14 protein-coding genes are annotated in these 10,730 nt (G+C 59.3%); 3 read left to right on the top strand and 11 right to left on the bottom strand.

The window, feature by feature from the left end:
- Positions 1 to 117: L,D-transpeptidase (locus tag ACGVJ8_RS02065; RefSeq protein WP_392345260.1), on the top strand; the 117-nt coding region annotated here is incomplete at its 5' end.
- Positions 118 to 202: 85 nt separating this feature from the next.
- On the opposite strand, the gene ACGVJ8_RS02060 is transcribed toward ACGVJ8_RS02065, so the two are convergent.
- The 5 genes from ACGVJ8_RS02060 to ACGVJ8_RS02040 all read right to left on the bottom strand — a co-directional run bounded on the left by ACGVJ8_RS02060 (position 203) and on the right by ACGVJ8_RS02040 (position 3,465).
- Complete coding sequence (locus tag ACGVJ8_RS02060) at positions 203 to 613, bottom strand: hypothetical protein (protein WP_392345257.1); 411 nt, start codon at positions 611 to 613, stop codon at positions 203 to 205.
- Between the two features lie 695 nt (positions 614 to 1,308).
- Positions 1,309 to 1,476 (bottom strand): hypothetical protein, encoded by a 168-nt coding sequence (locus ACGVJ8_RS02055; RefSeq protein WP_392345256.1) that lies wholly within the window; start codon positions 1,474 to 1,476, stop codon positions 1,309 to 1,311.
- Positions 1,476 to 1,724: a hypothetical protein gene (locus tag ACGVJ8_RS02050; RefSeq protein WP_392345255.1), complete on the bottom strand. Its 249-nt coding sequence runs from the start codon at positions 1,722 to 1,724 to the stop codon at positions 1,476 to 1,478. Before ACGVJ8_RS02050 ends, ACGVJ8_RS02055 begins: the two co-directional genes overlap by 1 nt.
- 299 nt (positions 1,725 to 2,023) lie before the next feature.
- The gene (gene mraY / locus ACGVJ8_RS02045) at positions 2,024 to 3,058 is read right to left on the bottom strand and encodes a phospho-N-acetylmuramoyl-pentapeptide-transferase (RefSeq protein WP_392345254.1); all 1,035 of its coding nucleotides are present in this window, start codon (positions 3,056 to 3,058) and stop codon (positions 2,024 to 2,026) included.
- A gap of 137 nt (positions 3,059 to 3,195) precedes the next feature.
- On the bottom strand, positions 3,196 to 3,465 hold the full coding sequence (locus tag ACGVJ8_RS02040) for a DUF3134 domain-containing protein (RefSeq protein WP_392345253.1): 270 nt from the start codon (positions 3,463 to 3,465) through the stop codon (positions 3,196 to 3,198).
- Positions 3,466 to 3,757: 292 nt separating this feature from the next.
- Between ACGVJ8_RS02040 and ACGVJ8_RS02035 the strand changes: the two genes are divergently transcribed.
- Positions 3,758 to 4,969, top strand: a complete 1,212-nt coding sequence (locus tag ACGVJ8_RS02035) for an argininosuccinate synthase (RefSeq protein WP_392345252.1) — start codon at positions 3,758 to 3,760, stop codon at positions 4,967 to 4,969.
- Here ACGVJ8_RS02035 and ACGVJ8_RS02030 read toward each other — a convergent pair.
- The 4 genes from ACGVJ8_RS02030 to ACGVJ8_RS02015 all read right to left on the bottom strand — a co-directional run bounded on the left by ACGVJ8_RS02030 (position 4,961) and on the right by ACGVJ8_RS02015 (position 7,131).
- Entirely contained in the window at positions 4,961 to 5,263 is a 303-nt protein-coding gene (locus ACGVJ8_RS02030; protein WP_392345251.1) for a hypothetical protein, read from the bottom strand. The two genes, ACGVJ8_RS02035 and ACGVJ8_RS02030, sit on opposite strands and share 9 nt — an antisense overlap.
- 41 nt (positions 5,264 to 5,304) lie before the next feature.
- Positions 5,305 to 5,679, bottom strand: a complete 375-nt coding sequence (rpsF, locus tag ACGVJ8_RS02025; RefSeq protein WP_392345250.1) for a 30S ribosomal protein S6 — start codon at positions 5,677 to 5,679, stop codon at positions 5,305 to 5,307.
- Between the two features lie 80 nt (positions 5,680 to 5,759).
- Entirely contained in the window at positions 5,760 to 6,272 is a 513-nt protein-coding gene (locus ACGVJ8_RS02020) for a Tic20 family protein (RefSeq protein WP_392345249.1), read from the bottom strand.
- Positions 6,262 to 7,131 carry a shikimate dehydrogenase gene (locus tag ACGVJ8_RS02015; protein WP_392345259.1) on the bottom strand — a complete coding sequence of 290 codons (870 nt, stop codon included), beginning with the start codon at positions 7,129 to 7,131 and terminating at the stop codon, positions 6,262 to 6,264. Before ACGVJ8_RS02015 ends, ACGVJ8_RS02020 begins: the two co-directional genes overlap by 11 nt.
- Before the next feature lie 116 nt (positions 7,132 to 7,247).
- Here ACGVJ8_RS02015 and dnaK point away from each other — a divergent pair, with 116 nt between their 5' ends.
- Positions 7,248 to 9,137: a molecular chaperone DnaK gene (dnaK, locus tag ACGVJ8_RS02010; protein WP_392345248.1), complete on the top strand. Its 1,890-nt coding sequence runs from the start codon at positions 7,248 to 7,250 to the stop codon at positions 9,135 to 9,137.
- 43 nt (positions 9,138 to 9,180) lie between these two features.
- Here dnaK and ACGVJ8_RS02005 read toward each other — a convergent pair whose 3' ends face one another.
- Both ACGVJ8_RS02005 and psbQ read right to left on the bottom strand, forming a co-directional pair.
- Positions 9,181 to 10,233, bottom strand: a complete 1,053-nt coding sequence (locus ACGVJ8_RS02005; RefSeq protein WP_392345247.1) for an NAD(P)/FAD-dependent oxidoreductase — start codon at positions 10,231 to 10,233, stop codon at positions 9,181 to 9,183.
- Between the two features lie 14 nt (positions 10,234 to 10,247).
- Positions 10,248 to 10,697: a photosystem II protein PsbQ gene (psbQ, locus tag ACGVJ8_RS02000; RefSeq protein ID WP_392345258.1), complete on the bottom strand. Its 450-nt coding sequence runs from the start codon at positions 10,695 to 10,697 to the stop codon at positions 10,248 to 10,250.
- Positions 10,698 to 10,730: the final 33 nt, after the last annotated feature.

The raw sequence follows: 10,730 nt of genomic DNA, 5'->3' as shown, positions 1-10,730 counted from the left end.
CATCGTTGGACCGTCGGACGTGCCGTGTCGCATGGATGTGTTCGCCTCTACGACAAACACATCCGTAGGGTCTTTGACCTTGTGGATGTGGGGACACCAGTGGTGGTTCTGCCTTGATGGCTTTGTCTCGACAGACCGGAGCATGAAAAAAACCCTGGGTTGATCCAGGGCTCGGGACGTGTTTTGTCGTTTTGCTGTTAGATCACCAGAGTCCTTGAACGGGAGCAACGGGAGCGGGCTCATGAGCCTTGGCGGTGTAGGCCTGGATGCAAGCCGGGGTGTTCATGTACCAGCTGAGCAGCGAGGTGTCCTTGTGGAAATCACCTTGCACTTCGGCATTGCAGACCTTCATGGCACCTTGCAGGCGCTGCGAACGGCCTGTAGATCGTTCTGCTGGCTGTAGGTAGTAAGGGTGATAGTTGCCGTTGATGCTTTCTTTGAGGAAAGCCTCGCCTTCAGTGGAATAGAGGAAGCGAGTGACGTCAGCAACGTCGACGTCGCACTGCTTCTCCAGACCCACCTCGAGTTCTTCACGGGTCCAACCCGAGAGATCGCTCAGATCCTGAGGAACGGGATTGGAGACGGCCTTTTTGCCACCGAGGGGCAATAGCACGTTGGAACGAACGAAACCGTTGGTGACGGTGCGGGCGGTTTGCTTGGGAGTCCAGCAGCGGCGACCATCAGGCCGGCACCGGTGAACAGAAGTGCTCTGCGCATGCGCTGCAGTTGATTTGCCTTCGAACCGTCGCCAGACCGCCGGGGGAGTGACCAGGAACCACAGGGGTTTTTTCTTTTTAAGAGAGCGTTAACAAAAAACGGGAATGCTGTTTTTCCTTCGATAGGAAGGACTGTATCTTAAAATTATCGCTTCGATTGCTTGCTGGGTCTATTTGCCGCGTTGCTTGTGCCGATGTCGGGTGTGGTGACTCAGGGCGTCGAACAGGACCATCCAGCTTTGGATATCTCCTGCCGTGTTGGTCGCCCAATGCGTGCCTCTCATGATAGGGGTCGGTCTGAGCCGCTGGACAGAGCCCCCACGGATGGACGTTTCATCTGGTTGAGGCACCAGCGTCAAGATGCATACAGCTATCTCAACGCTGGTGCCCCAGCGGGCTCCTATGACCGCGGCCAGATCATTGGTCTTTGTGGGAACACGGGCCGTTGGTTGACTGGTCCTCATCTGTACTTTGAAGCAGAAGCCTTGCATCTACTGGACGTGCTTGAGAGCCCCAGCGCAGACCAGCTGAAATAGATGGAGCAAACGCCTCAATGGCGTCAGCGCTCGGTTGGAAGCGAGCCGCTTAGGGCTCAGTTCGAATCGGTGCTGCCCTGACGGCGCACTTCTCCGATCAGCCACACGCCCATGAATCCAAACGATGATACACCAAAGTAGATCAGTACCCACCGCAGAACCCGATCAGGATCCGCAGCTGCGTTGGCGAGCAGCTCAGCGGTTTTGGCAAGCAGGTTGTCCATCAGTTCTGAAGATCGGGGATCAGCGTGAGTTGGCGGACCGGTGATTCTTCGCTGACGAAACCCCAGGCTTCAAACACAGTGGGATCGGGATGCGTGATGCGCTGCTCCGTTCCATGGCGTTCCAGTTGGAACCCTTCGCTCGACATGCGCCGCATCAAACTGGCCGACTCCTCAAAGCGGGCAGCCATCGCCTCGAGGCTTGAGCCGTCAGCTGTGAGACCGGATTCACGCCAGGTGAAGTAGGTCATCGTGCCTTGCCGCCTTAAAATATGAGTTTAAGGGATGTGAGCGGCATGAGGCTTTCATTCTGGATATAAAAATCTCGTGAGTACCAGTTATGTCGTTCAGGTCTTCCTTTGTTCAGGGCACTGTGTTGAGGTCACTTCAGAATCTTAAAAACCTCGGTTATTTTTCTGCGTCAGAATCAATCTTTCTCGGAAGATATTGACTTTGTGCGGTACAAAACTAAGTTCAACTCATTGGCGATCTGAATCACTGCATCCTTAAGATCGCTTTAAAATGATGGTCTTCAGGATGGGATCAATGCTCAGGGACGCAGCACCAGTCCGAGAAGCACAAGCCCTGATGAGATAAGCCAGAACGCAGGCACCACGCTTCGTTCATCGGCGCCTCCCAGCTCAAAATGGTGATGGAGTGGCGCCATGCGGAACACGCGTCGCCCCTGACCGTCAGGGCCTTTTGTGGCCTTGAACACCCAAACCTGGATGATCACGGAGAGGGATTCCGCTACGAAGACGCCTCCCATCACCAGCAGGGGCCAGAGGCTGTTGGACAACAGGGCTACACCGCTGAGGGCCGCCCCCATCGCCAGGGAACCCGTGTCGCCCATGAAGGCTCGAGCCGGGTTTCGGTTGTGCACGAGAAACCCAAGCCATGCTCCAGCCATGGCCATGCAGAAGCCAGCCAAGGAGGGATCTCCGTTGTCTCCTCGCAGCATCAATTGAAGTGCCAGACCGGTAAACACCAGTGCTCCGCAGCCGCTGGCCAAGCCATCCAGGCCATCGGTGAGGTTGGTAGCGTTACTCTCCGCCAGAACGACAAATAGCCCCAGCGGCCAGATCAGCAGTCCCAACGGCAATTCAAGGCCAAAGGGCAAGGCAATGCTGCTGCTGATCCAGCCCTGCCAGGCCGCGATGGCCAGAAAGGCTGCGGCCGCCATGGCTTGCAGCAGCAATTTCCCTCGTGCCGTCAGGCCTGTGTTGGTGTGCTTGGTGAGGCTGCTCCAGTCATCGATGACGCCGATCAGCATGAAAGCCAAGGTCAGCGTTGCCAGGCTGAGCAGTTGTTGCGACGCCACGGCGTCCCGTGTGATCAAGCTCCCGAGAATGAATCCGACGGGAACCACCAGAAGGCCCCCCATCGTTGGCGTTCCCGCCTTGCTCTGATGGACTTTAGGGCACTCCTCACGGATGAACTGCCCCATCTTCAAGCGACGCAGAAGGGGAATGCCCAAGGCTGCAGTCGCTGTTGCGCAGATCGCTGAAATCAAGAGCGGTAGGCTCAGTTGCGCATTGGTGATCCATTTGTCGGCTGCAAAGCTGGTCATCAAGACCACCAGCATCAGCAAGCTGGCACTCAATGAGCCGTTCTCCCACCAAGGACGGTGGTTCAAATTCGTGGATTGCAAAGCGGCACTGGACTGATCGCTGAGACCCTAAGTGAGTCGCCCAGTAGCGACCAGTCAGTGCAAAGGAGACATCAGTCCTCCCACTGCTCCTCGTTTTGCTCGTCGTCCTTGTTGTAATCCTCTTTCTCACCCATGAGTGCAGAGAGCTCTTCCTCTTCGACGGTGCTCACTTCAGGTGATCCGGATTCCTCGTCGGCGACGAGACGACCGCTGGTTTCCAGCCAGGACAGGAGGTCGGGCTCCTCACGCAGGGGCAGCACGGGTGCAGGGTCGTGGCGCCCGTAGCGTGTGAGGGACGGGTTGACGCTGTCCAGGGCGTTTAAATCAACCAGAGCGCTCATGCAGGGAGGGATGCGGGCCAATCTATCAAGATAAACCACGTGCTGTTTTTGGTCCGTTCCTGAACAAATCTGCGCTGCTCGTTTTTCTGTGGGGCTTGGCCCTGATCATCAGTACTGGCCTGCATTGGTGGGGTTTGCAGCGGCCTGAACCGTTGCAGACCTCTTGGGCCTTGGCGCTGCTGCTGGTCTTTTCTCCGGCTGTGGCCTTGGCTGGATGGTTGCTTGTGGCTTCCCCAAAGGTGGCGGCCGGCGAGACGAGAGAATTAGACGATTGTGATCAGGAGACCCATTGATGGGCCGCGCCAAGAAGGTAGTACTCGCCTATTCCGGGGGAGTGGATACCAGTGTCTGCATCCCTTACCTCAAGCAGGCATGGGGTGTAGAGGATGTGATCACATTTGCCGCTGATCTCGGCCAGGGTGATGAGCTGGAGCCGATTCGTCAAAAAGCGCTGGATGCCGGTGCTAGTCAGTCGCTGGTGGGCGACCTGATCGAGCCCTTCATCAAGGATTTTGCTTTTCCCGCGATTCGTGCCAACGCTCTCTACGAAGGTCGTTACCCCCTTTCCACGGCCCTGGCGAGGCCTCTGATCGCGAAGCGCCTGGTGGAGGTGGCCCGGGAAGTGGGTGCCGATGCTGTCGCCCATGGATGCACAGGCAAGGGCAACGATCAGGTGCGTTTTGATGTGGCCATCGCTGCGTTGGCACCGGATCTCAAGGTGCTCACCCCAGCCCGTGAGTGGGGCATGAGCCGTGAGGAGACCATCGCCTACGGCGAACGCTTTGGTCTGCCCGCACCGGTGAGCAAGAAGTCGCCCTACTCCATCGATCTCAATCTGCTGGGCCGCAGCATTGAGGCCGGACCCCTTGAAGACCCGATGGTGGCTCCGCCGGAGGAGGTGTTTGCGATGACGCGATCGGTGGAGGCTGCTCCGGATGCCTCCGAAGAGATCGAGATTGGTTTTGAAGCAGGCAATCCTGTGGCTATCAATGGTCAGCCGCTGGACCCCGTGGTCTTGATCCGTGAAGCCAACCGTCTGGCGGGCACCCATGGCATTGGCCGTCTCGACATGATCGAGAATCGGGTGGTGGGCATCAAATCCCGGGAGATCTACGAAACGCCCGGCCTTTTGCTACTGATCCAGGCCCACCAGGAACTGGAAAGCCTGACCTTGGCCGCCGATGTGCTTCGCAGTAAGCGACAATTGGAAATGCAGTGGGCCGATCTCGTCTACCAGGGCCTTTGGTTTGGTCCCCTCAAGGATGCTCTGGACGGCTTCATTGACCGCACCCAGACTACCGTTAATGGTGTCGTTCGTCTCCGGCTGCACAAAGGAACGGCCACGGTCACCGGCCGCGGCTCAGCAGACAGCAGTCTTTACGTCCCCGAAATGGCGTCCTACGGCAGTGAAGATCAGTTCGATCACCGCGCTGCAGAGGGCTTTATTTACGTCTGGGGTCTGCCAATCCGGCTCTGGTCAGCCTCCCAGCGCCGTTCAAGCTGAGCGCTGCCGTTTCTGCAGGAACTTGGGAAGCCTCAGGACCGGCTGAGGCCGTTCGATCTGTTCTTGATCAACCTGTTCAGCCAGCAGTTGATAACGCTCCATCAACCGCTCAAGCCGCTGTTGGAAGCGGCGCTCAAAAACGTCCGGAAGTTCGGCCAAAAGCTCATTGCAGGCCTTGATCTCGCCCTCGAGCTCTGAAATTCTGTTTTTCAGCAACTGAATCACTTCAGCGTCGCCATGACACTCGTTCCAAACAGGGTCCGTTGGCTGAGGTTGGTCGTGTTTCGAACCCATGGGCGGACGATATCGCCCACCCATGAATCCAACAATGCTGATCAGTCAGCTGATGCAGCAGCTTCAGCTTGTTGCTGTTGAGCAGCTTCGCTGCCCGGCATCACCCGAGGTGCGGGAAGAGGACCTTCCTGCTTTACGGTGAGATAGCGGATCACGTCTTCACTGAAGCGCATCGCCTTCTCGAGAACAGCAACGTGCTGGCCATCGCCGTTGTGGCTCAATTGCACGTAAACGCCTTCCTTGTGCTTTGCAATGGGGTAGGCCAGACGGCGCTTGCCACGCATCTGGTTGTCCAGCACGTCGGCACCAGCTTCCACGAGCATGTCGCGGTACTTGGTGAGATGGCTTTCAACTTCCTCCTCCGGAATGTCTGGACGAAGGATGTACATGGTTTCGTAATACGGATCGTGCGTCATGGTCAGCACCGAAGGGGTATCAGGCTCACCGGAGTGAGCGACGGATCCAACACCTTATCCTTTGACGCGCCCCCGCGTCTTCAGTAGAGCTGCATGCGTACGGCCTGGCTGATGCCGGGCAGATCTGGTTCGCGACCACGCCAGCACTCCACCAGGGCGAACAGAAGGATCGCCAGCACCGCCACCACGACCGTGCTGGACAGGGTGCCCAGCAGCAGGCTGCCGCCAGCAATCGGTTGGAGCAGGATGCCAAAGGCGAAGCTCAGCACAACGATCACGATGTCGGTGAGCAGGGCCTGAAGGGTGTTGAAGCGCAGGAAGTAGGGAACGGCTGGATTCCGCACCACCGCCAGAAACAGCACGAAGAAGAGCAGCAGGCCACCGAAGGGAACCCCCCGATCTAATTGGATCAGCGGTACTGCTGGCACGATCAGCAACCTCAGCAAAGGGATCTGGTTGAACACACCGTCAGCCCTGAGGCCAAAGGGAATGGCGTCACTCCAGGGGAGCAGGTACACCAGCGGTGCAAGCAGCCGCTGCCAGAGGGGAATCTGCACGGTGGAGATAGGGATTGTTGGGACCTTAGGCCGCAAGAGCAGTCGCGGCGGCGCTTTGCATCGCCTCGATGGGAACGTCATTGCGACCACTCCAGAACCGCAGCGAGGCAGCGCCCTGCTGTACCAGCATCTCGAGGCCATCGATGCATCGGTGGCCTCGTTGTTGCCCAGCGGCGAGCCAGTTTGTGGGCCTTGGGGTGTAGATCAGGTCGTATAACACCGCTTCTCCGTTCAGGTCTTTCCAGAGCTCGGCCCCCAGTGGCATCGTCTCGGGGTCACCGTGCTGGGCCATGCCCACCGGGGTGGTGTTCACCACGAGAGCCGCTTGAGCCACGCTCTCGTTGAGCTGAACAGCGTTGTCGAGACAGGCCGTCAGGGGGGCGTGGCTCTGCTGCAGATCAGTGATGAAGGCTTGCAGTGCCTCGCTTCGCCGTCCCACAACGGTGATGCTGCTCAGATCCAGGGTCTGCAGACCGGCGACCACTGCTCGAGCTGATCCGCCGCAGCCGATCACCAGGGCATGGCGTCCTGCCCAGGCATCGTTGGCACCGAGGGGTGCTAGAAATCCCTCCACGTCGGTGTTGGTGCCGAACCAGCCACCGCCTGCTCCCGGAATCAGGGTGTTGACGGCACCGAGCCGTTTCGCCAGCGGGCTCAGCTCCTCGCAGAGCTCGGCGATGGCTTGTTTGTGGGGGATGGTGACGTTGAGGCCCTGGCAGTCAACGGCCCTGAGACCCTTCAATACCTGATCAAGGCTTTCGCTTTCGCAGGGCAGGACCAGGTAGCGCCAGTTGAGCCCCATTCTTTCGAGGGCGGCGTTCTGCATCACCGGCGAAAGCGAGTGGCGCACTGGATTGCCAAGCAGGCCCACAAGGCTGGTGCCGCCGTTGATCATTGCCAGAGCCGGATCGCTCCACCAGCCTGCCTGTTCGGGAACCACACCTCGCCTGTCACCGGGTCTGCTGTGGAGGATGAGCCCATTCAAATCACCATTTCTGGAGGTGGGCATCGATGGGCAAGGTTGTCGGCATTGACCTTGGCACTACGAACAGCTGTGTTTCCGTGATGGAGGGCGGCAAGCCCACCGTGATCGCGAACGCCGAGGGCTTCCGCACCACGCCCTCCGTGGTTGCTTACACCAAGAACCAGGATCAGCTGGTGGGTCAGATCGCCAAACGTCAGGCGGTGATGAACCCAGACAACACCTTCTATTCCGTCAAGCGTTTCATCGGCCGTCGGGTTGATGAGGTGAATGAGGAGTCGAAAGAGGTGAGCTACGGCGTTGAGAAGGCCGGCTCCAACGTGAAGGTGAAGTGTCCGGTTCTCGACAAGCAATTTGCGCCTGAAGAGGTTTCCGCCCAGGTGCTGCGCAAGCTGGCCGAGGACGCCGGTAAGTACCTCGGTGAAACCGTCAGCCAAGCGGTGATCACCGTTCCAGCCTATTTCAACGACTCCCAGCGTCAGGCCACCAAAGACGCCGGTAAGATCGCCGGCCTTGAGGTGCTGCGCATCATCAACGAGCCCACCGCTGCGGCTCTGGCCTACGGCCTCGATAAGAAGAGCAACGAGCGCATCCTGGTCTTCGACCTGGGCGGCGGCACCTTCGATGTGTCCGTCCTGGAAGTTGGCGACGGCGTGTTTGAGGTGTTGTCCACCGCTGGTGACACGCACCTCGGTGGTGACGACTTCGACAAGGTGATCGTTGATCACCTGGCCGAGACCTTTAAATCCAACGAAGGCATCGATCTGCGTCAGGACAAGCAGGCCCTGCAGCGCCTGACCGAAGCCGCTGAAAAAGCCAAGGTTGAGTTGTCCAACGCCACCCAGAGCGAGATCAACCTGCCGTTCATCACGGCCACTCCAGAGGGGCCTAAGCACCTAGACCTCACTCTCACCCGCGCCAAGTTCGAGGAACTCGCTTCCAAGCTGATCGACCGCTGCGCCATGCCTGTGGAGCAGGCACTCAAGGACGCCAAGCTCTCCTCCGGCGAGCTGGACGAAATCGTGATGGTGGGTGGTTCCACCCGCATCCCGGCCGTGCTCGAACTGGTCAAGCGCATCACTGGGAAAGATCCCAACCAAACGGTAAACCCCGATGAGGTGGTGGCTGTCGGTGCTGCCATTCAGGGCGGTGTGCTGGCCGGAGAGGTGAAGGACATCCTTCTGCTCGACGTCACGCCCCTCTCCCTGGGTGTAGAGACCCTCGGCGGTGTGATGACCAAGATGATCACCCGTAACACCACGGTTCCCACCAAGAAGACTGAGACCTATTCCACGGCTGTGGATGGTCAGACCAACGTGGAAATTCACGTGCTCCAGGGTGAGCGCGAGATGGCGTCCGACAACAAGTCGCTTGGAACCTTCCGTCTCGATGGCATCCCCCCTGCTCCCCGGGGCGTGCCTCAGATTGAAGTGACCTTCGACATCGACGCCAACGGTATCCTCAGCGTCACCGCTAAGGACAAGGGCAGCGGCAAGGAGCAGTCCATCTCGATCACCGGTGCGTCGACCCTCTCGGATTCCGAGGTCGACAAGATGGTCAAGGACGCCGAGGCCAACGCCAGCGCTGACAAGGAGAAGCGCGAAAAGATCGACCTCAAGAACCAGGCCGAAACCCTCGTCTACCAGGCTGAAAAGCAGATGGGCGAACTGGGAGACAAGGTTGATGCCGACGCCAAGGCGAAGCTGGAGGAGAAGCGCCTCAAGCTCAAGGAAGCCACCGAGAAGGATGATTACGACGCGATGAAGACCCTGCTGGAGGAATTGCAGCAGGAGCTCTACACCGTGGGTGCTTCCGTCTACCAGCAGGAAGGGGCTGCAGCTGGTGCGCCTGGTGCTGACGCCGGTGGTGGCGACGCCAGCGACGACGTCATCGATGCAGAGTTCACCGAGACCAAGTGATCGGTTGATTCACCAACGTGTGAAGGCCCTGCGGGGCCTTTTTTTATGCTTGCTCAACGGCAGCGGCGACCCATTCGGCGGTGCTAGGCGTGAGCAGAACGCCGTTGCGATAGTGCCCACTGGCAAGGATTAACCCAGGTTCCAGCTCCTCCAGCAGAGGGGCCGGACGATCCACTGGCCGGGCTCGCAGGCCACTCCAATGGCCAACCACCGTGGCTGAGCGCAGCCACTCCGGTGCCCGCTCATTCAGGTTGCGCATCAGGGTCAGAGGATCCTCCGAAGCGCGATCGCCCGGTTCCACGGTGGCCCCGAGCAGCAACCGCCCGGGTGCGGTGGGAATCAGGTTGAAGCCCTGATCTACCAGCACCGAGGGCCAGTTGCTCCACGTTGTCGGACCCGTTGTCAGTTGGAGTGACAGGGCCTGGCCCAACACCGGTGTCATCGGTCGGGCTTGGCCTAGGGGTTCCAGCAAGACGTCCGAGCTCAGGGCTGTGGAGAGCACCACAAGGTTGTGAACGGAGCTGTCTCCATCGGCGCGATGCACATGCCAGTGGTTGTCGTTGCGCTTCAGATGGATCACCGCCGTGGCATTCAGCTCCACGCTTTGTCCTGCTAGCGCCTGTCGCAGGGCCAGTTGAAGCAGCAGTGGATCCACGCGACCGTCGTGGCGCGAGTGCAGGCCACCGTGGCTGGCCGTCGGCCAGACTGCTGCCAGGTCGGCGTTGGTGACCATCTTCAGGCCCAGGTCAACGTGCTGGGCGGCCAGTGACTCCATCCGCTCCGCGGCTTGTTCGTCCTCAGCGATTTGCATCAGGCCCGGATGGAGCTTGAGGTCAGGCTGGTGATCCTGCAGCGTTTCGATCCATTGCGGCCAGAGCTCCATGCTCCGGCGGCGCAGCCTCCAGCCCCGTCCGCTGCTGCGGCGAAAGACGTGGCCCATTAGCACCCCGAGGGATGCCGATGTTCCACTGAGATCCTTTGCTGATCCCTCGCGATCAACGGACTTGTTCAGGCGAGGGTCGTAAAGAGAAACCTCATGCCCTTGCCGGGCCAGATGCCAGGCGGTGCCGAGGCCGATGGCCCCGGCACCAATCACTCCAACTGAGCGGGTCAGTTGAAGGCCTCAGCGGGGATGAGATCGGTGTAAGCATCAAATCCGGCAGCCACGGCGCTGTAGGACTTCTGCAGGCGGCTGAAGTCCTGTAGGCGTGCCGCTTCATCCAGATCAGCCAGAGCTACTTTCAAGGAGCGGGCCACCTTGGTGGCTTCCTTGCGCTCGCTCTTGTCGAGGCGCTGATTGATGTAGAGCATTTCTCGGCTCACTTCCTGCATGGGACCATGCAGGAGGTTGCGGGTGAAGACCCAATCCTTTTCACTCACTAGCCGGGCCAGATCAGGCAGACGGGATTTTGCGTCTTCAAACGCTGCGGCCTGGCGGCGGATCACGCCTAGGTCGTCAGGACTGATGCCGGCAGCGTTTACAGCAGCCGGGGCCATCAGACCCAAGCTCAAGGCGACGCAGAGGCAGAACGCGGCAAGGCGGCTCAGAGCCTTAAGCATGGTGGTTGAAAATTGCCCTGCGACTTTAACCAG

The organism is Parasynechococcus sp. (assembly GCF_042954245.1).
Lineage (GTDB): Bacteria > Cyanobacteriota > Cyanobacteriia > PCC-6307 > Cyanobiaceae > Parasynechococcus.
Note: the sequence above shows the minus strand (reverse complement) of the source record. Positions and strands in the feature narration are given on the sequence as shown.

Excerpts from the sequence above, each read along its gene's own strand:
- ACGVJ8_RS02035 (WP_392345252.1), top strand. The coding sequence starts at position 3,758 with ATGGGCCGCGCCAAGAAGGTAGTACTCGCCTATTCCGGGGGAGTGGAT.
- ACGVJ8_RS02030 (WP_392345251.1), bottom strand. The coding sequence starts at position 5,263 with ATGGGTTCGAAACACGACCAACCTCAGCCAACGGACCCTGTTTGGAAC.
- ACGVJ8_RS02055 (WP_392345256.1), bottom strand. The coding sequence starts at position 1,476 with ATGGACAACCTGCTTGCCAAAACCGCTGAGCTGCTCGCCAACGCAGCT.
- ACGVJ8_RS02050 (WP_392345255.1), bottom strand. The coding sequence starts at position 1,724 with ATGACCTACTTCACCTGGCGTGAATCCGGTCTCACAGCTGACGGCTCA.
- ACGVJ8_RS02040 (WP_392345253.1), bottom strand. The coding sequence starts at position 3,465 with ATGAGCGCTCTGGTTGATTTAAACGCCCTGGACAGCGTCAACCCGTCC.
- mraY (WP_392345254.1), bottom strand. The coding sequence starts at position 3,058 with ATGCTGGTGGTCTTGATGACCAGCTTTGCAGCCGACAAATGGATCACC.
- ACGVJ8_RS02015 (WP_392345259.1), bottom strand. The coding sequence starts at position 7,131 with ATGATCAACGGCGGCACCAGCCTTGTGGGCCTGCTTGGCAATCCAGTG.
- psbQ (WP_392345258.1), bottom strand. The coding sequence starts at position 10,697 with ATGCTTAAGGCTCTGAGCCGCCTTGCCGCGTTCTGCCTCTGCGTCGCC.
- rpsF (WP_392345250.1), bottom strand. The coding sequence starts at position 5,679 with ATGACGCACGATCCGTATTACGAAACCATGTACATCCTTCGTCCAGAC.
- dnaK (WP_392345248.1), top strand. The coding sequence starts at position 7,248 with ATGGGCAAGGTTGTCGGCATTGACCTTGGCACTACGAACAGCTGTGTT.